Origin of the sequence: Promicromonospora sp. AC04, assembly GCF_003058225.1 — a bacterium.
Lineage (GTDB): Bacteria > Actinomycetota > Actinomycetes > Actinomycetales > Cellulomonadaceae > Promicromonospora.
In genome coordinates this window covers 76319-94925 of sequence record NZ_QBUG01000013.1, presented here as the reverse complement: position 1 = coordinate 94925, position 18607 = coordinate 76319, and the positions used below count along the sequence as shown (strand labels likewise).

Genomic DNA, 18607 nt, shown 5'->3' with positions numbered 1-18607 from the left:
GTTCGCGGGTCGGGCCGGTCGAGACCGCGTTCGCCCGGCGGTCGCCGGAAGGTCCGCTTCGATCAAGCCTTCCGGCATGCGTTTCACGCGAAACGTATGCCGGATCGCTTGGTCGGGGCGGACTTTCGCATTCCACGGTTTCGACACACGGCGCGCCGTGGGTAATGCCGGTACAAAGGGTCGGCGAATCGGCACAATCGACCCATGCCTTCCTCACGGCGCCCGGCGCGGCCCTCGGGTTCGGCGCGTGGCTCGGGCGCGCGCCCGTCGTCGACCCCGCGTTCGGGTTCGGGCGCGGGTTCCTCGGGCGCGAAGGGCGCCAAGGGCGCCAAGGGGACGACGCCGGCGAAGGGCAAGGCCGCGTCGAAGAAGCCGTCCGGGCCGACGGCGAAGGGTGCCGCCGCGAGGGGCTCGGCGGCCAAGGGGGCCGCAGGGAAGGGTGCCGCCGCGAGGGGCTCGGCGGCCAAGGGGGTCGCAGGGAAGGGTTCCGCCGCGAAGGGTTCGCCGGGCGCCGCGGCCAAGAAGCCGGGCACGACGTCCGGGCGGCCGGCAGCGAAGTCGTCGGCGGTCCGGTCATCGTCGGGTGCGCCGGCTGCTCGGAAGCCCGCGTCGCCGTCGGCGTCGTCGGGCCGCCGCGCGGCCGCACCCCGGAGCGCCCCGGCCCGGCCGACCGCCCGCTCGGGTGGTGCGGCGCCGCGGGGCGCGCGTCCGGCGTCGGGCAGCGGGGCGAAGCGGCCCATGCAGCCGCGCCGCCGGAGCACGGCCACGGGCAGCGTCGCGCCGCCCACCCGGCCGCCGCGCGCCGACCGCAGGCGCGGCAGCTACGGGCTCGTGGTGCCCGAGGTGCTGACCGTCCGTGCCATGGTGCTGTCCGTGGTGGTGCTCCTCGCGGTGGTGCTGCTGCTGCCGACGGTGCGCGCCGTCGTGACGCAGCAGGCCGAGCTGCGCGAGCTGCGGTCCGAGCTGAGCCAGCAGGAGGAGCAGAAGGCCGAGCTCGAGACGGAGCTGGCCCGCTGGGACGACCGGTCCTACGTGATCGAGCAGGCGCGGTCGCGCCTCAGGTTCGTCATGCCGGGGGACAAGGTGTGGCGCCCGCTGGACACCGACTCCGTGCCGCAGGAGGAGCCGGAGCCCGGGGTCGTCGAGCCGTCGCCGGGTGCCTCCGAGGACGCGGCCACCCCCTGGTACACGAGCGTGTGGGACTCGATCCGGATCGCGGGCGGCGACTAGGCCCGCGGGCGGTGGAGGACGGCGAAGTTCGGCAGAACGTCAGGAAGTCGGCAGCCCGGGCCGCTGACCTCCTGGCGCTCTGCCGAGCACACGCTGGCTCGCGGGCTGGGGGACAATAGGACGGTGAACACCGCGACCGAGACCGTGTCCGACGACGATCTGCGCGTCCTGGCCGAGCAGCTCGGCCGCGAGCCGCGCGGCGTCGTGGGGATCGCGGCGCGCTGCGTGTGCGGCCGGCCGACGGTGGCGCGCACCGCGCCCCGCCTGCCCGACGGCACACCCTTCCCGACCGTCTTCTACCTGACGCACCCCGGCGCGGTCGCCGCTGCCTCGACGCTGGAGGCGAACGGCGTGATGAGGGAGATGACGGCGCGGCTCGAGTCCGACGAGGAGCTCGCCGCCGCGTACCGGAAGGCGCACGAGCACTACCTCGCCCAGCGCGAGGCGATCGGCCACGTCGACGAGATCGACGGCATCTCCGCCGGTGGCATGCCGACGCGCGTCAAGTGCCTGCACGTCCTCTTCGCGCACGCGCTCGCGGCCGGCCCGGGCGTGAACCCGCTCGGTGACGAGGCGCTCGCGCTGGTCCGCGACACCTGGCGCCCGGACCGCTGCACCTGCTGAAGCCCGTGCTGTCGGGCCTTGGTCGTGAGCGGTTGCGCCCACGTGACCGTTCCGGGCGCGACGGTCGCGCCCGCGGCCAGGGCCTGAGGCCGCTTTCCGGGTGTCCGGAGTGAGGTTTCTCGCGAACCGGCACGTCCGACGTCGTGCGGCTGGGGCGCCTGGGAGAATCTTCGCGTGACTTCCTCTCGCGTGGCCGCGATCGACTGCGGCACCAACTCGATCCGCCTGCTCGTCGCGGACGTCGACGCCGCCGGAAACCTCACCGAGCTCGACCGCCGCATGGAGGTGGTGCGGTTGGGTCAGGGCGTGGACCGCACGGGTGAGCTCGCGCCGGAGGCGCTGGAGCGGACGCTCGCGGCGACCCGCGAGTACGCGGCGGCGATCGAGGCGGCGGGGGCGGAGCGGGTGCGGTTCGTGGCGACGTCGGCCACGCGGGACGCGCGGAACCGGGACGCCTTCTTCGACGGCGTGCGGGGTGCGCTCGGCGTCGGCGTCGAGGTGATCAGCGGGCACGAGGAGGCGCAGCTGTCGTTCCGCGGTGCCACCGGCGTGGTGGCCGGGGCGCACGCCGGCCCGTTCCTCGTGGTCGACCTCGGCGGAGGTTCCACCGAGCTGGTCCTCGGGACGGACACGGTGGACGCGAGCGTCTCGATGGACGTGGGTTCGGTGCGGATGACGGAGCGGCACCTGCACAGCGATCCGCCGTCGGCCACCGAGATCGAGGCGGCCCGCGCGGACGTGCGCGCCCACCTGGACGACGCCGCCCGCGTGGTCCCGCTCGGGAAGACCGCCACCCTGGTCGGGCTGGCCGGGTCGATCACCACCGTGACCGCGCACGCGCTGGGGCTGGCCGAGTACCGGCACGACCGCGTGAACCAGGCGGAGCTGCCGGTCTCGACGGTGCTGGCCTCCTGCGCGGCCCTGATCGCGGCGCCGCGAGCCGAGCGGACCGCCATGGGTTTTCTGCACCCGGGGCGGGTCGACGTGATCGCGGCCGGGGCGCTCGTGTGGTCCGAGGTGATCACGCGCGTCGCGGCCGACGTCGAGGCGGAGGGCGGGTCGCTGACACACGTCGTGACCAGCGAGCACGACATCCTCGACGGGATCGCGTTGTCGATGGCGTGAGCGGGAACCTCTGGCAGGGGTGGTCCGTTGTCAGGCCGGAGGATCGAGGGAGTTCCTCGCAGCGGCGAAGGCGGCGTGGTGGGCATCACGCACCCGCCGCTCTCAGTCATGTGAAGAAGTACGCGAAGTGCGCGGTACCCTGGGAATCATGCCTCAGAACGACCTGACCTCGGTCAGCCATGCTTCCGATCCGGCGAGCACGCCGCGCCCGCGGAAGGTGCCGCGCATCGTGGTGCTCGGCGGCGGGTCCGTCGGCCTCTACGTGGCGCGCCGCCTGCGCAAGAAGCTGAAGAAGCGGGAGGCGGCCATCGTCGTCGTCGACCCGCGCCCGTACATGACGTACGCACCCTTCCTGCCCGAGGCGGGTGCGGGCTCCATCGACGCCCGCGACGTCGTCGCACCGCACCGCAAGGCTCTCAAGGGCATCGACGTGCTGCAGGGCAAGGTCACCACCATCGAGCACGGGCGCAAGGCCGTGAAGATCCAGCCCGAGGAGGGCGACGAGTACGAGGTCACCTACGACCAGCTGGTCGTCGGTCTCGGCTCGGTCTCCCGAACGCTGCCCATCCCGGGTCTCGCGGAAGCGGCCATCGGCTTCAAGAACGTGGAAGAGGCCATCGCGGTCCGTAACCACGTCATCAACCGCCTGGACGTCGCGTCCTCCACGTGGGACGCCGACCTGCGCAAGCGCATGCTCACGTTCACCTTCGTGGGTGGCGGGTTCGCCGGGATCGAGGCGCTCGCCGAGATCGAGGACATGGCGCGCTACGCGACGCGGCAGTACCACACGATCGAGGCGTCCGACCTGCGGTTCGTCATGATCGAGGGCGCCGGGCGCATCCTGCCCGAGGTCACGGAGCCGATGGGCGAGTACGCCCTCGCCGAGCTGAAGAAGCGCGGCATCGAGTTCCACCTCAACACCTTCCTCTCGTCCTGCGTGGACGGGCACGTCGTGACCTCGACGGGCGTCGAGTTCGACACCGAGACCATCGTGTGGACCGCCGGCGTCAAGGCGAACCCGGTCATCAAGGAGGCGTCCGACCTCCCGTTCGACAAGCTGGGCCGCGTCATCGTGCTCCCCACCCTGCAGGTGGCCACGGAGGACGGCGAGATCGTCGAGGGCGCCTGGGCCGCGGGCGACTGCGCCGCCGTGCCGGACGTGCTCAACCCGGGCAAGTTCTGCCCGCCGAACGCGCAGCACGCGATCCGCGAGGCAGTGCGCCTGGCCGACAACATCGTCGCGCTCTACAAGGACAAGCCCGCCGTCGAGTACAACCACAAGAACGTCGGTGTGGTCGCGTCGCTGGGCCTCTACAAGGGTGTCGCCGAGCTGTTCGGCTTCATCAAGCTGCGCGGGTTCCTCGCCTGGGTCGCGCACCGCGGCTACCACGTCATGGCGATGCCGACCGGCAACCGCAAGGTCCGCATCCTGATCGGCTGGATCGGCCAGTTCCTCATGGGCCGCGAGCTGGTCTCGCTGGGCTCGCTGCACGACCCGCGTCAGGAGTTCCGCAACGCGTCCGTGCCGCCGAAGCCGGCGGGCGAGAAGGTCGAGCAGAAGGCGGAGTCGTCCGCCGCGCGGGCGGAGTCGGGTTCGAAGGTCTGACCGGGTCTTGTCTCGCGCTGGTCGTCTGCGGGGGTTGAGCTCGGTCCGCTTCGTGACTGACGTGAGTTCGGTCGGTTGTCCTCGTCGTTGACGTGAGTTCGGTCGGTTGCTTCGAGATCGGTCAATTAATCGACCGATCTCGAAGCAACCGACCGAACTCGGTGCTGAGACCGTGCAGCTGACCGAACTCGGTGCGGGGACCGCGCAGCCGACCCAACTCGGTGCTGGGACCGTGCAGCTGACCGAATTCGGTCTGTCAGAACTCCCGTTCGGTGATCGCTGCTCGGTAGTCTCTGGTGTGCGCCCCCATAGCCCAACTGGCAGAGGCAGCCGGCTTAAACCCGGCACAGTCCCGGTTCGAATCCGGGTGGGGGCACGATCGGACGGTCCGGCGCCGTCAGGCGACCAGCTCCGCCAGGTGGCGGCCCGTCAGTGATGCCTCCTGACGCGCCAGCTCGGCAGGGGTTCCCTCGAAGACGATGCGGCCGCCGTCGTGCCCGCCGCCCGGTCCCATGTCGATCACCCAGTCGGCCCGGGCGACGACCGACAGGTTGTGCTCCACCACGATCACGGACCGGCCGGAGTCGACAAGGCGGTCCAGCAGGCCGGCCAGGTTGTCGACGTCCTGCATGTGCAGGCCGGCGGTGGGCTCGTCGAGCACGAAGGCAGGGGTGTTGCCGCCCATCTCGATCGCGAGCTTGAGGCGCTGCCGCTCGCCGCCCGACAGGGTGTTGAGGTGCTGGCCCAGGGAGATGTAGTCCAGCCCGACGTCGGACAGGCGGGACAGCATCGGGAGCACCGACTTCTCCGTGAAGAAGCCCAGTGCCTCCTCCACGGACATGTCGAGCACGTCGGCGATGTTCTTGCCGCGCAGCGTGTAGCCCAGCACCTCGTCGGTGAACCGCTTGCCCTCGCACGCCTCGCACACGCTGGCGACCCCCGCCATGAAGGCGAGGTCGGTGTAGATAAGGCCCACGCCCTTGCACCCCGGGCACGCGCCTGCCGAGTTGGCGCTGAACAGCGCCGGCTTGACCCCGTTGGCGCGGGCGTACTGCTTGCGGATGGGCTCGAGGATCCCGGTGTAGGTGGCGGGGTTGGACCGCCGCGACCCGCGGATGACCGACTGGTCCACGAACGTGACGCCGTCACGCGGCAGGCAGCCGTGGATGAGCGAGCTCTTGCCCGACCCGGCAACGCCCGTCACCGCGACCAGCACCCCGAGCGGGACGTCGACCGACACGTCCTGGAGGTTGTGCAGGTTCGCGTGCTCGATCCGGAGCCTGCCGGTCGGGGTGCGGGGTGTGGCCTTGAGCGTGACCGCCTGGTCCAGGTGCTTGCCCGTTGCGGTCCCGGAGGTGCGCAGCCCCGTGATGTCGCCCTCGTAGACCACCGTGCCGCCGTGCGTCCCGGCGCCGGGGCCCATGTCGACGAGGTGGTCGGCCGCCGCCATGACCTCGGGCTTGTGCTCCACGACGAGCACTGTGTTGCCCTTGTCCCGCAGGCGCTGGAGCAGGGCGTTCATCTGCCGCACGTCGTGCGGGTGCAGCCCGATGGTCGGCTCGTCGAACACGTAGGTCATGTCCGTCAGGGCAGACCCCATGTGCCGCACCATCTTGGTGCGTTGCGCCTCCCCGCCGGACAGCGACGACGACTCCCGGTCCAGCGACAGGTACCCCAGGCCGATCTGCTCGAACGTGGCGAGCAGGTCGTTGAGGCCGTCCAGGATGGGCTGGACGTGCGGGTCGGCGAGGTCACGCACGAGCTCGGCCAGGTCGGTGAGCTGCATCGCCGCGGCCTCGCCGATGTGCTTGCCCTTGACGAGCGACGATCGCGCCCGGTCGTTGAGGCGGGTGCCGCCGCACTCGGGGCACGGCGTGAACGTGGCGAGCCGGTCGACGGCCGCCCGCATCGCTCCCTTCATCGACTCGACATCCTTGACCAGGTAGAGCCGCGTGATCTTGGGGACCAGCGACTCGTAGGTGACGTTGATGCCGCCCGAGACGATCTTCCGCTCGTCGCCGTGCATCAGATCGTGCCACTCGGTGTCGGTGTAGTCCTTCAGGGGCTTGTCGACGTCGAACAGGCCGGAGTCGGCGTAGACCTTCCAGTACCAGGTGCCGACCCCGAAGTTGGGGAACGTGATGGCCCCCTCCTTCAGCGACTTGCTGCGGTCCACGAGGGCTTCCGTGTCGATCGCGGAGACGCGGCCCAGACCCTCGCAGTTGCCGCACATGCCCTGCGGGTCGTTGAACGAGAAGAGGTTCGATCCGCCGACGTACGGCTGGCCGAGCCGCGACCAGATGACACGCAGCATCGTGTACGCGTCGGTGGCCGTGCCGACGGTCGAGCGAGCGTTGGCGCCCATCGGCTCCTGGTCCACGACGATCGCCGCCGACAGGTTCGACAGGGTGTCGACGTCGGGCCGCGGGCGCGACGGCATGAACCCCTGCAGGAACGCCGAATACGTCTCGTCGATCAGGCGCCGCGACTCGGCCGCCACGGTGCCGAACACGAGCGAGCTCTTGCCCGAGCCGGAGACCCCGGTGAAGACCGTGAGCTTCCGCTTGGGGATATCGACCGAGACTCCCTGCAGGTTGTTCTCGCGAGCTCCGCGCACCTCGATAGATCCGAACACCACGGTCCTTTCCTGGTCGGTGGTCCAATCGTGCCAGGAGGCACTGACAGTGACTCGGCCATCGCCCGCCGCCCGCCGCGGCGTTACGCCAGCAGCAGACGCCGGAACGACCCGCGGTGTCAGTGGGGTTGGGTAGCGTGACGGGTACCAACGGCGGGAGTGGGCAGATGGCAATGATCTCGATGGGTACTGCGAGTACTGCTGGGCTCGGCACCACGAACAACGGCACGCCAGGAACCAGCCCTGGGACGCTTGAGCACGCCCGCGAACCGCTGTTGCGTGACCTGGTGGGTGGCATCCTGCGGCGCGCGCGCCGCGAGCAGCGCCGCACCCTGGCCGACGTCGCTACGGACGCCCGGGTCTCGACCGCCTACCTGTCCGAGGTGGAGCGGGGACGCAAGGAGGCTTCCTCCGAGGTGCTCGCCGCCGTGTGCGATGCGCTGGGCATGCGCCTCGTCGACCTCATCGAACGCGCGTGGGCCGAGCTCGCGATCGCGCTCGCGGCCCAGGAGGAGGGCCGCCGGGTCCGCGTCCTGTCGTCCGCCGCTCGCCGGTCGGCCGGCTTCTCTTCCTCCCAGCACCCCCTGCAGGCGGAGCGCGCGGCACCGGCCGGCGCCCCCGCCGTCGGGCAGCGAGGCGAGGCGGTGCTGCTGGCGGCGTGAGCGTCGCGTATATGCAATAACGTCTCCCTGGTTTCTGATTCCCTGGAGACGATCCGCAGCAGCACACACAGCCGTTACTTCATGGCAGAGTCGGCCTGACGCCTCTGGCGCGAATGGCATGCCCGCTGACGATCGATGAACCATTCGTCGTGACGGCAGAAATCAGTGGACTGCTGAGTACCGCCAATGGTGAACTCCGTCGCGTGACCGAGACCCACGTCGACCGTCGCCGGGACCCATCGGCCACTGACCGGATCCTCCGCTCACTGCCAGCCTGGTTCGGGATCGAGCGATCAATCCGGGATTACGTGGCAAGTGCCGCGATCGAAGACTCGTTCCTCGCTACGCAGGACGGGCGGACTATCGGCGTAGCCCTCGCGAAGCAGCACTTCCCCGAGACTGCCGAGCTCACACTCCTCGCCGTGCACGCGGACGTGCGGAGAAGCGGCGCCGGGACGGCGCTTGTCGAGGCGGTGGCCGAAGCCGCCAGAGCAGCCGGCGCATCCCAGCTGGCCGTCCACACGGTGGGGCCCTCGTTCGAGAGTGAGCCGTATGCCGAGACTCGTGCGTTCTACCGGAGGGTTGGCTTCCTGCCCCTGCAGGAGCTGCACGGGATCGACTGGGACGGTCCGACCCTGATCTTCGTCCGCCACCTCTGACTGGTTGTGGATCAGAGCCCGGCGCGCCTCTTTCCGCCCGGGCGGACGTCGTTGACCCGGTCCACGATCTTGTCGATCATGCCGTAGGCGAGGGCCTGCTCAGCGGTGAACCAGCGGTCGCGCTCGGAGTCCGCGGCGATGGTCTCGACGGTCTGGCCGGTGTGCTCGGACTGCAGCCGGGTCACGACGTCCTTGACGTGCCGGATGTTCTCGGCCTGGATGACGACGTCGGTCGTCGTGCCGCCTATCCCGCCCGCCGGCTGGTGCATCATGATCCGCGCGTGCGGGAGCGCGTACCGCTTGTCCTTGGTGCCCGCGGCGAGCAGGAACTGGCCCATGCTGCCCGCGAACCCGACCGCAACGGTCGAGACGGCGTTCGGCAGCAGCTTCATCGTGTCGTAGACGGCAAGGCCTGCGCTGATGGAGCCGCCGGGGGAGTTGATGTAGAGGCTGATGTCCGCTGCAGAGTCTTCTGCTGAGAGCAGCAGGAGCTGCGAGGTCACGCGGTTGGCGACGACGTCGTCGATCTCGCTGCCGATCAGCACGATCCGCTGGTGCAGCAGCCGCGTGGCGAGGTGGTCTTCGAAGGGGTGGATCTGGGTGGTCTCGGTCATGCCTCCACGATGACCCGGCGCCGGCGCCCTGGACAGCGATCTCTGCCCGCCGCAGATCTGCTCATGGCAGAGGTGCTCGTGCCAGAGGCATGACGCGTCAGAGCGGGTTGCCCTCTGCGTCGACCGTCGGGAACGCGTCGAAGTGGACCTCGAACGGCACGGCTCCGGGCACGCCCTCCTGCCGGCTCAGCGGGTCGATGTGCTCGGCGGCGAAGCGGTCCCACGCCTCGACGATCGCCTTCATCTGCTCCGGTGTGGCCCACTTGTTGGACGTGACGAAGGCCGCGGTGCCCAGCCATGCCTTCAGGGTCTCCTCGTCCGCGTCCTGTCCCGCACGGATGAAGGCCATCACCCGCTCGTGGCGGAGCCGGAGGAACTCGATGTTGACGGCCTCGGCGGTCTGTCGGCCCGCGGGGGAGTCCTTCCCCGCGTTGGAGATGCTGAACCCGCCGGGTGTGCGTTCCCACCACCGCTCCCGTGCGGTGCCCTTGCCCTCGACCTCGCGGACGAGGCCGTGCTTGGCGAGCTGTCGCAGGTGGTAGCTCGTCGAACCGCTCGACTCGCCGACGATCTCGCCGAGCTTGCTGGCGGTGAGCGGACCGCGGCTCGGGAGCAGGTCGAGGATGCGGATGCGGAGCGGGTGAGCGAGCGCGCGCAGGGCCGCGGGGCCCAGCTCCGCCGGCGGGCCTACCGCAGGGGGCTCGGACGGGCTGGGCGCCGCGCGCGGGGCCTGCGGCCCCGACGGGGAGGGTGCGTCCTCTTCCGCTGGCCGGCCCGGGGAGTCCTTGCGTGCAGTCGCCATAGGCAGGACGTTACCCAGTGCCCGGCCCGATCAGCGCAGCGCGAGGGGGTGGCGCGCGGCCGCGTTGTCGCGCGCCCGCTCAGCCTGAGCGCGCTGCCGGGCCACGCGCTCGGCCTCCCGGCGCAGTGCCTCGCGGTCCTGGACGGGGGTCTCCCGACGGCGGCCCTGGGACGACGCCGCGGCGGCACGCGATGCGAAGAGGTGGAAGGCCTGGGGGACAGCGGTGGGGGCGAAGGCGCTCATCGTGCTTCTCCTGGCTCGGGGTGAGGTAGCTCGTGCGCCCCACCCTACGCATGCAAAGAGTTCTTTGCAAGAGAATCTTTGCAACCAAATCTTTGGAAGCTGTGCTCAGTCGTCCGGGTCGCGCCGGAAGGCGTCCAGGTCCTGGTTGAGGCGCTCGAGCAGGCCCGCGAGCAGGGACTGCTCGGCGGGGGACCAGTCGGCGAGGATCTGGTCGTACATGGCGCTGCGCCGCTCGCGCTCACGCTCCAGCTGCGCTTTGCCCGACGGCGTCGCCTCCACCCGCACGGCCCGCCCGTCGCGCGGGTCTCGGCTGCGTCGCGCAAAGCCTGCCTTCTCGAGGCTGACGACCTGCCGGGTCACGGTGGACGCGTCGAGGCCCTGGCGTTCGGCGAGCGCGTTGATGCCGAGCGGGCCCTCGGTGCTGAGCACCAGGAGCAGCAGGTAGCCCGACCGCTCGAGCGCCGGGGTGTGGCCCGCGCGGATGGCGCCCGTGCGCTCGGCCCGGCGCAGCAGGAGCGCGAGCTGGAGCTCGACGCGCGACAGCGGGGCGCCGCCGGGGTGCTCGGCGTCCGAGTTCTCTTTCGTCTTCCCTGACATAGGTGTAGCCTACAGGCATATACCTGTGGGGTACAGGTAAATCATCGTAAGGAGGCCGCGTGGCCAGCGCGCGCAACGAACCGAACAAGACCGCCATCTATGCCACGGCACTCACCGCGTTCTTCGCGATCGCGGGCATCGCCGTCGTGGACCCGATCCTTCCCGTCATCGGCGCGGAGATCGGCGCCACCACCTGGGAGATCGAGCTGCTGTTCACCGCCTACATCGCGGTCATGGCGATCGGCATGATCCCGGCTGTCATGGCGACCGGGAAGTTCGGGTACAAGAAGATCCTGGCGACCGGCGTCACACTCGTCGCGATAGCGGCGGTGCTCGCCGCGCTGAGCGGGAACATCGTCCAGCTCGCGGTGCTGCGCGGCGTGTGGGGCCTCGGGAACGCGATGTTCTTCGCCACCGCCATGGTGCTGCTGGTCGCGCTCGCGAAGGACCGTGAGTGGGTGGTGGGCCTGTTCGAGACCTGCGTGGGGCTCGGCTTCGCTGTCGGGCCGCTGATCGGCGGGCTGCTGGGGCACATCAGCTGGCGGGTGCCGTTCTTCGTCTGCGGCCTGCTCATGGTCGTCGCGCTGCTGGTCTCCGCCACCCGGCTCAGGGACCCGGCAGAGAAGCCCGCGCCGCTGAAGCTCGGGCAGGTCTTCGGGCTGTTCCGCAAGCCGGGCTTCCTGGCGCTCGCGGTCGTGACCGCCGCCTACAACTTCGTGTTCTTCGTGGTGCTCGGGTACGTCCCGGTGTTCCTCGGCCTCGACGTCGTGCCGCTGGGCCTGGTGTTCACCGCCTGGGGGATCGGCGTGGCCGTCGGCATCCTCGCGGTCGGCCACCGGCTGGCGCACGCGATCGGGTTCGTGCAGACACTGGGCGTCGCGATCGTCGGCGTGCTGGCGTGCGTGGCGGTGCTCGCCATCGGCGTCGGGACGGTCGGCTCCATCGTCGTGACCATCGTGGCCGGGGTGTTCATGGGTATCGCGAACGCGAACCTCACGGACCTGTCGCTCGCCCTCGGCGACCCGGACCGCCGCGTCACCACCGGCGCGTTCAACCTGGTCCGCTGGGGTTTCGCGGCTCCCGCGCCAGTGGTGGCCGGGTTGCTCGCCGAGGGCGTCGACCCCGCGTCGCCGTTCTGGGTGGCGTCGGTGGTGCTGCTCGTCGGTGTGATCGTGTTCGTGGTGACGGCGCACGTCATGGCCCGGCCGATCGGGGAGCGTGTGCTCTGGCAGCGCTGGAACGGAGCCGCGAAGAGCGTCGAGGGCTCACCCGAGGAGGCGATGTCCGAGCTGTGACTTCTCGCCCCGGCCAGTGTGCGGACGGGCCGGGCAGCACCCCGAGATCGGCGTCCGTCGGGCACACCGAAGATCACGGCGCGCTTGCGGCCGGTGGAGCATACTGCCCTACTCTGTGACTTCGGTCGGTTTCACCCCGTTGGTCCGCCCGGGCCACGACGGCGGCGTCGCGCCGTATGTCCGATCCTCGTCCGCACAGTGGAGTCTTTGTGTTCCATCTCGCCCGGCTGTCCCTCGCGAACCGAGCCGTCGTGGCGCTGGTGACGATCGCGATCGCCGTGTTCGGGGTGCTGAGCATGACCTCCCTGAAGCAGGAGCTGATCCCGTCCATGCAGCTCCCGACGGGCATCGTGAGCGCGCAGTACCAGGGCTCGTCGCCCCAGGTCATGGAGGAACAGGTCACCGATGTGATCGAGGAGGCCATCGCCTCCGTCGACGGGGTCGCGTCGGTCCGCTCGACGGCGTCCACCGGCATCTCCCTGACCACCATCGAGTTCACCTACGGCACCGACATGGAGGACTCCACCCAGCGCCTCCAGACCGCCGTGGCGGGGGTCCGGCCGGCCCTCCCGAAGGATGTCGAGCCGCAGATCACTACCGGCTCCGTCGACGACGTGCCCGTGGTCCAGATGGCGATCTCGGGCGACAAGAGCCCCAACGCCCTCGCGGACACGGTCGAGAACGTCGTGGTGCCCGCGCTGGAGGAGGTCGACGGCGTCCGCTCGGTCGCGGTGACCGGACAGAGCGAGACCGAGGTCCGCATCCTGCCAGACCAGGAGAAGCTCACTGCGGCCGGCCTCACGACGGAAGACCTGACCACCGTGCTGCAGGACAACGGCGTGGTCATGCCGGCCGGGGAGATCACCGAGGGCGGCCGCGCCTGGTCCGTCCAGCTCGGCAAGCCCGTCGACATGGTCGACCAGCTCAAGCAGCTCCCCGTCCTCCCGGGCGGAACCGCTGCCCCGGGCGCGGCGACCGGCGACGCGGCGGGCGGCGCGACGACGTCGGACGTACTCCCGACCGAACCGGTCGCGCCCGTGCTGCTGGGCCAGGTCGCGGCCGTGCAGCTCAAGGCGGTCGAGGCGACGTCCTACTCCCGCCTCGACGGCTCGCCGTCGCTCGGCCTGGCCATGACGAAGACGCCGGAGGCCAACACGGTGGAGGTGTCGCACGCGATCGAGGCGGCGCTCGCCGAGCCCGACGTGGCGGACACGCTGTCCGAGCGCGGCATCGAGACGGCCGTCGTGTTCGACCAGGCCCCGTTCGTCGAGGAGTCGATCCACGGCCTGGCCACGGAGGGCGGCCTCGGGCTGCTGTTCGCGGTGCTCGTCATCCTCGTCTTCCTGATGTCCATGCGGTCCACGCTGGTGTCGGCGATCTCCATCCCGCTGTCGCTCGCGGTGACGTTCATCGGGATGAGCGCGGGCGGCTACACCCTGAACATCCTGACGCTGGGCGCACTCACCATCTCGATCGGCCGCGTGGTCGACGACGCGATCGTGGTGATCGAGAACATCAAGCGGCACATGTCGTACGGCGAGGACAAGGCCGAGACCATCCTCGCGGCGGTGCGCGAGGTGGGTGGGGCCATCGCGGCCTCCACGATCTGCACCGTCGCGGTGTTCCTGCCGATCGCGTTCGTGAGCGGCATGGTGGGCGAGCTGTTCCGGCCGTTCGCCCTGACCGTGTCGATAGCGATGCTGGCCTCGCTCGTCGTGGCCCTGACGATCGTGCCGGTGCTGGCGTACTGGTTCATCAGTCCCCCGAGGAAGGCCGGCCGCGGCGCGGCGCTCGCTCGCGAGGCGGCCGAGGAGAGGGAGAGCCGCGGCATCTGGCAGCGCATCTACGTGCCGACGCTGAACGGTGCGCTCGCGCGGCCCGTCGTCACCATCGGGGTGGCCGTGGCGATCCTCGGCGGCACGGCCGCCCTCGTCCCGAACATGGAGACCAGCTTCCTCGGGGACAGCGGCCAGGACACCGTGACGGTCACGCAGCACTACGCGCCCGGGACGTCGCTGAAGGGTCAGGACGAGGCGGCGAAGCAGGTGGAGACCGCGCTGGCCGACGTCGACGCCGTCGACAGCGTGCAGACCACCGTTGGCAGCGGCGGCGACATGTCGATGGCGGCGTTCGGCGGTGCGAGCGCCGGGCTCAAGGCCTCGTTCGCGGTCACGCTCGACGAGGACGCCGACGGCACGGCCGCAGCCGCGGACATCCGCGCCGCCGTCGAAGGGCTGACCGAGGCGCCCGCGACGGAGATCTCCGTGTCCGGCGGCGAGTCGGTGGGCACGTCCTCCATCGACCTCGTGGTGAGCGCGCGCGACGACGCTGCGCTGACCGAGGCCACCAACCAGCTCCAGGAGTCGATGAGCGGCCTGGGCGGCGTCGCCGACGTCAGCAACGATCTGGCGGCCGCGCAGGAGATCGTCGAGGTCACCGTCGACCGCAAGGCCGCAGCGCAGTTCGGGCTGACCGAGACGCAGGTCACCGGGATCGCGTCGGCCGCGATGACCGGCTCGCAGGACCTGGGTGAGCTGCAGACCGCCGAGGGGCCCGTCGGGGTCACGCTCTCCGCAGGCGTCGTGCCGACCACGATGGCCGAGATCGGCGAGATCCCGGTTCCGACGGCGGCCGGCGCCGTGCCGCTGAGCGACGTCGCGAACGTGGAGGTAGCCAAGTCGCCGACGTCGATCAGCCGCATCGACGGCGACCGGTCCGCCACTGTCTCGGTCACGCCCGCCGGTGACGACCTCGGCGCGGTCACCGACGCGGTGAACGCCGAGATCGAGTCGATCGACCTGCCGGCCGGCGCGACGGTGGCGGTCGGCGGTGCAGCCGCAGACCAGGCCGAGGCCTTCAGCAGCCTGGGCATGGCACTGCTGGCCGCGATCGCCCTCGTGTTCATCGTCATGGTGGCGGCCTTCCGGAGCCTGGCGCAGCCGTTCATCCTGCTGGTGTCCATCCCGTTCGCGGCAGTCGGCGCGCTGGTCGCGCTGGTCGCCACGAACACGCCGCTGGGCGTGCCCGCGCTGATCGGCACGCTGCTGCTGGTGGGGATCGTGGTGTCGAACGCGATCGTGCTCATCGACCTGATCAACCAGTACCGCCAGGACGGCATGGGCCTCGACGAGGCGGTGCGCGAGGGCGCGCGCAAGCGGCTGCGCCCCATTGTCATGACGGCCCTGGCCACGGTCTTCGCGCTGGCGCCCATGGGAGTCGGCCTGACGGGCGGCGGGGCGTTCATCTCGCAACCGCTCGCGTTGGTGGTGATCGGCGGGCTCGTGTCCTCGACCCTGCTCACGCTGTACGTGGTGCCGGTGATCTACACGATCTTCGAGCGCCGGGCCGAACGGCGTCGGGCCGAGGACGAGGCTGCCGGACGCCTCGCACGCGGGCCGCTGACGGGCGCGTTCCCCAGCGTCGCGACGGGCGCGTTCCAGACCGTCGGGCGGCAGGCGGCCGCAGCTCGACGAGCGCAGGGTGGCCCGATACCGCAGGGCGCTCCGATACCCCAGGGTCGCCCGGCGCCGCAGGGCGCTCCGGCACCCCAGGGTGCTCCGATGCCACAGGGCCGTCCCGTACCTCAGGGCGCTCCGGTGCCGCAGGGTCGCCCGGCGCCGCAGGGCCGTCCCGAACCGCAGGGCGCTCCCGTACCGCAGGGTCGCCCGGTGGAGCAGGGCTGGCCGCCGGCCAGGGAGGCCGCACCCGACTCGTCCGGCGCCTGGATGGAGCCCGACCGGCCGCGCCGGGCCCGGCACAGCAAGCCGACGCCGGCTCAGGCCGCGTCGAGCCAGATCCCGCCCGCCCATGTCCCGGCGGTCGAGCTGCCGCCCCAGCATGCGGCGCACTACGACGGCTCGGCGTATCAGGCTCCCGCCCAGTACGGCGGGCCGCAGCAGGCACCGCCGGACTGGCCAGGGCAGCCCGCCCCGACCCCGCCGGCGCAGCAGCCGCGGCAACGGCGAACCCCGCCGCGGCAGCCGCAGGCTCCGCCGCAGCAGCAGGCCGCGCCGCGGCAACAGTGGCCGAACCCTCCGCACCAGGCGCAGCATCACACGCCGCCTCAGTTCCAGCCCCAGCCCCAGCCTCAGGCCCAGGCCCAGGCCCAGCCCCAGCCCCAGTGGGAGCCGGAGCCCGAACCTGAGCCCCAGCCGGACTATCAGCGGCCGGCGCCGCCTCCGGTCTGGCCCCACCCACTCGACCCGCTCGACTGAGCTGCCGGACGGCGCCTCCGTCAGCAGGATGCCGAGCAAGATCCAGCCGAGCAAGATCCAGCCGAGCAAGATCCAGCCGAGCAAGATCCAGCCGAGCAAGATCCAGCCGAGCAAGATCCAGCCGAGAAACAGCTACACCCCCGGGCTGTGTTGCTGTAAGTAGATCTTGTCTACTCACAGCAACACAGCCCGGGGTGTACCTGTTTCCCTCAAGGACCGAGGGTTCCGAGTCCCGGCCGATGCCGGCCGGGCGTCTTTGTCAGGCGTCCTGGAGCTTCAGGCGCGTCGCCGCGCCCGCTAGCGCCAGCACGGTGTAGCCGGCCAGCACGCTGATCCCGACCCACGGGTCGAGCACGTCGGGGAACGCGCCCGCCGACGGAGTGATCTGCGCGCCCGCCACGCTCGGCAGCAGCTTGTTCACCACCCCTACCCATTCCACCTGGGCGGCCGCCAGGGTAGCGATCTGGAAGACGATCGGGATCACGAGGAAGATCGCGACCACTGTGAAGATCGCGCCGGCGGTGTGCCGCAGCAGGGTGCCGACCGCCAGTGCGAACAGTGCCACGAGCGTCACGTACAGCACCGTGCCGAACAGCGATCGCACCTGGGTGCTGTCGCCGAAGTCCACGGTCGCGTCACTCGCGTTCAGGATCGGGTAGGTGACGAGCCAGCTCAGCGCGAGCGACACGGCGGCGAGCACCGCCGTCACGAGCACGAGGACCACCGCCTTGCCGAAGAAGGCCGGGAGGCGTGCGGGCACCGCCGCGAACGTGGATCGGATCATCCCGGTGGAGTACTCGCCGGTGATCACGAGGGCACCGAGTACGGCGACCACGAGGGCCGCCATCTCGTACCCGGCGGCCACTACCGTCGTCCCGCCGAGGACGCCGCCCATCGCGGCCTGATCCTCGGGCGGGGCGCCCTCCATCGCGTCACCGGCGAGCTGCACCACGAACGCCAGCAGCAGCGCGAAGCCGACCATCACCACGACCGTCGAACCGAGCGTCCACCAGGTCGAGCGCAGCGTCCACAGCTTGATCCACTCCGAGCGCAGGACGCGCCAGAAGGTGACGTTGTGCACCTGGGTGTGTTCCGCCGTCGTGCCGGACGCCGGACCGCCCGCGGCGATGGCCGTCGCGCTCATGCCTTGCTCCCCTCGAGGTCGGACGACGTGCCGGTGATGGCGGCGAGGTCCTCGGACTGGTACTCCACCGAGTCGGCGGTGAGGGACATGTACGCCTCCTCGAGCGTGGACGCGACGGGCGTGAGCTCGTGCAGCACGACCCGCGCGGAGGCGGCGAGCTCGCCGACGGCCGCCGCATCGGTGCCCCGGATCTCCAGCAGGCCGGGCTCGATGGCGTCCACCTCGGCGTCCGTGCCCTTCAGGAGCTCGACGAGCACCGTGGCCTGCGGTGACCGGACGCGCACCAGCTTGCGCGCGGCGCCGTCGACGATCTCCGAGACCGGGGCGTCGGCGAGGATGCGGCCCTTGCCGATCACGATCACGTGGTCGGCCGTGAGGGCGACCTCGCTCATGAGGTGGCTGGACAGGAAGACCGTGCGTCCCTCGGAAGCCAGGTACTTCGCGATGTTGCGGACCCAGAGCACGCCCTCCGGGTCGAGCCCGTTGACGGGCTCGTCGAGGATGAGCGTGCGCGGGTCGCCGAGCAGGGCCGCCGCGATGCCGAGGCGCTGGCCCATGCCGAGCGAGAAGCCGCCCACACGCTTGCTCGCGACGGACTGCAGGCCGGTGAGCTCGATCACCTCGTCGACGCGCTTGGTCGCGATGCCATGCGTGGCGGCCATGGCGAGCAGGTGGTTCCGGGCGGTGCGGCCGGTGTGGACTGCCTTCGCGTCGAGCAGGGCGCCCACCTCCGCCAGCGGACGGCGGTGCGTGGCGTACGGCTTGCCGTTCACGGTCACCGTGCCCGCCGTGGGCCGGTCCAGCCCCACGATCATGCGCATGGTGGTCGACTTGCCGGCGCCGTTCGGGCCCAGGAAGCCCGTCACCTGGCCGGGCTGCACCGTGAACGTGACGTCGTCCACGGCGGTCTTGGCGCCGTACTTCTTGGTCAGGCCTCTGGCCTCGATCATTACTTGCCCTTCCATCTGCCACGCCGGGGTGGCCTGTGCGGCCACCGGTCGGTCACTAGGAGACTGGTTGCAACGAGAGTAGGGAGCCGACGGCGGCCACCGCACCCATTACCGGCCCTGATCATCCTGTGGGCGGACCCACTTCATCCATTGGTATGACCTGGGAACTCCCGAGCAGTTCCCAGCGTTCCCTAGGATGGTCAGACA

General features: G+C 70.8%; 15 protein-coding genes and 1 tRNA gene. 9 read left to right on the top strand and 7 right to left on the bottom strand.

Annotated elements, in window-relative coordinates; all coding sequences use genetic code 11:
* Positions 1-204: 204 nt before the first annotated feature.
* The 5 genes from C8K30_RS31455 (at position 205) to C8K30_RS26800 (ending at position 4961) form a co-directional block, all read left to right on the top strand.
* Positions 205-1230, top strand: a complete 1026-nt coding sequence (locus tag C8K30_RS31455; protein WP_233257496.1) for a septum formation initiator family protein — start codon at positions 205-207, stop codon at positions 1228-1230.
* Between the two features lie 123 nt (positions 1231-1353).
* Positions 1354-1854 carry a DUF501 domain-containing protein gene (locus tag C8K30_RS26815; protein ID WP_108495959.1) on the top strand — a complete coding sequence of 167 codons (501 nt, stop codon included), beginning with the start codon at positions 1354-1356 and terminating at the stop codon, positions 1852-1854.
* Positions 1855-2028: 174 nt separating this feature from the next.
* The gene (locus C8K30_RS26810; RefSeq protein ID WP_199230724.1) at positions 2029-2979 is read left to right on the top strand and encodes a Ppx/GppA phosphatase family protein; all 951 of its coding nucleotides are present in this window, start codon (positions 2029-2031) and stop codon (positions 2977-2979) included.
* Positions 2980-3127: 148 nt separating this feature from the next.
* Positions 3128-4585, top strand: a complete 1458-nt coding sequence (locus tag C8K30_RS26805) for an NAD(P)/FAD-dependent oxidoreductase (RefSeq protein ID WP_108495957.1) — start codon at positions 3128-3130, stop codon at positions 4583-4585.
* A 302-nt stretch (positions 4586-4887) separates the two neighbouring features.
* Positions 4888-4961 (top strand) — tRNA-Leu (locus C8K30_RS26800).
* A 21-nt stretch (positions 4962-4982) separates the two neighbouring features.
* Here the strand turns inward: C8K30_RS26800 and C8K30_RS26795 are convergent.
* Entirely contained in the window at positions 4983-7223 is a 2241-nt protein-coding gene (locus tag C8K30_RS26795) for an excinuclease ABC subunit UvrA (protein ID WP_108495956.1), read from the bottom strand.
* A 164-nt stretch (positions 7224-7387) separates the two neighbouring features.
* Between C8K30_RS26795 and C8K30_RS31715 the strand changes: the two genes are divergently transcribed.
* Together C8K30_RS31715 and C8K30_RS26785 are read left to right on the top strand one after the other, a co-directional pair.
* A complete protein-coding gene (locus C8K30_RS31715) occupies positions 7388-7882 on the top strand; it encodes a helix-turn-helix domain-containing protein (RefSeq protein WP_108495955.1) in 495 nt (164 codons plus the stop codon).
* 149 nt (positions 7883-8031) lie between these two features.
* Positions 8032-8541, top strand: coding sequence for a GNAT family N-acetyltransferase (locus C8K30_RS26785; protein ID WP_199230723.1), 510 nt, complete (start codon positions 8032-8034; stop codon positions 8539-8541).
* Positions 8542-8552: 11 nt separating this feature from the next.
* Here C8K30_RS26785 and C8K30_RS26780 read toward each other — a convergent pair whose 3' ends face one another.
* The 4 genes from C8K30_RS26780 to C8K30_RS26765 form a co-directional block, all read right to left on the bottom strand.
* Positions 8553-9155, bottom strand: a complete 603-nt coding sequence (locus C8K30_RS26780) for a ClpP family protease (RefSeq protein WP_108495953.1) — start codon at positions 9153-9155, stop codon at positions 8553-8555.
* Positions 9156-9252: 97 nt separating this feature from the next.
* On the bottom strand, positions 9253-9957 hold the full coding sequence (locus tag C8K30_RS26775) for a transcriptional regulator (protein WP_108495952.1): 705 nt from the start codon (positions 9955-9957) through the stop codon (positions 9253-9255).
* A gap of 30 nt (positions 9958-9987) precedes the next feature.
* A complete protein-coding gene (locus C8K30_RS26770; protein ID WP_108495951.1) occupies positions 9988-10200 on the bottom strand; it encodes a hypothetical protein in 213 nt (70 codons plus the stop codon).
* A gap of 105 nt (positions 10201-10305) precedes the next feature.
* Positions 10306-10797 (bottom strand): MarR family winged helix-turn-helix transcriptional regulator, encoded by a 492-nt coding sequence (locus C8K30_RS26765; protein ID WP_108495950.1) that lies wholly within the window; start codon positions 10795-10797, stop codon positions 10306-10308.
* 59 nt (positions 10798-10856) lie between these two features.
* Between C8K30_RS26765 and C8K30_RS26760 the strand changes: the two genes are divergently transcribed.
* The gene (locus tag C8K30_RS26760; protein ID WP_108495949.1) at positions 10857-12092 is read left to right on the top strand and encodes an MFS transporter; all 1236 of its coding nucleotides are present in this window, start codon (positions 10857-10859) and stop codon (positions 12090-12092) included.
* Between the two features lie 209 nt (positions 12093-12301).
* Positions 12302-16306 (top strand): efflux RND transporter permease subunit, encoded by a 4005-nt coding sequence (locus tag C8K30_RS26755; RefSeq protein WP_108495948.1) that lies wholly within the window; start codon positions 12302-12304, stop codon positions 16304-16306.
* Between the two features lie 259 nt (positions 16307-16565).
* Here the strand turns inward: C8K30_RS26755 and C8K30_RS26750 are convergent, their stop codons facing one another.
* A complete protein-coding gene (locus C8K30_RS26750) occupies positions 16566-17450 on the bottom strand; it encodes an ABC transporter permease subunit (RefSeq protein WP_108495947.1) in 885 nt (294 codons plus the stop codon).
* Positions 17447-18400: an ABC transporter ATP-binding protein gene (locus C8K30_RS26745; protein ID WP_108495946.1), complete on the bottom strand. Its 954-nt coding sequence runs from the start codon at positions 18398-18400 to the stop codon at positions 17447-17449. Before C8K30_RS26745 ends, C8K30_RS26750 begins: the two co-directional genes overlap by 4 nt.
* Between the last annotated feature and the right edge of the window lie 207 nt (positions 18401-18607).

What these genes read in the sequence shown, in the direction of transcription:
- C8K30_RS26770 (WP_108495951.1), bottom strand. Translation starts at nt 10,200, where the DNA reads ATGAGCGCCTTCGCCCCCACCGCTGTCCCCCAGGCCTTCCACCTCTTC.
- C8K30_RS26805 (WP_108495957.1), top strand. Translation starts at nt 3,128, where the DNA reads ATGCCTCAGAACGACCTGACCTCGGTCAGCCATGCTTCCGATCCGGCG.
- C8K30_RS26745 (WP_108495946.1), bottom strand. Translation starts at nt 18,400, where the DNA reads ATGATCGAGGCCAGAGGCCTGACCAAGAAGTACGGCGCCAAGACCGCC.
- C8K30_RS31455 (WP_233257496.1), top strand. Translation starts at nt 205, where the DNA reads ATGCCTTCCTCACGGCGCCCGGCGCGGCCCTCGGGTTCGGCGCGTGGC.
- C8K30_RS31715 (WP_108495955.1), top strand. Translation starts at nt 7,388, where the DNA reads ATGGCAATGATCTCGATGGGTACTGCGAGTACTGCTGGGCTCGGCACC.
- C8K30_RS26765 (WP_108495950.1), bottom strand. Translation starts at nt 10,797, where the DNA reads ATGTCAGGGAAGACGAAAGAGAACTCGGACGCCGAGCACCCCGGCGGC.
- C8K30_RS26750 (WP_108495947.1), bottom strand. Translation starts at nt 17,450, where the DNA reads ATGAGCGCGACGGCCATCGCCGCGGGCGGTCCGGCGTCCGGCACGACG.
- C8K30_RS26780 (WP_108495953.1), bottom strand. Translation starts at nt 9,155, where the DNA reads ATGACCGAGACCACCCAGATCCACCCCTTCGAAGACCACCTCGCCACG.
- C8K30_RS26775 (WP_108495952.1), bottom strand. Translation starts at nt 9,957, where the DNA reads ATGGCGACTGCACGCAAGGACTCCCCGGGCCGGCCAGCGGAAGAGGAC.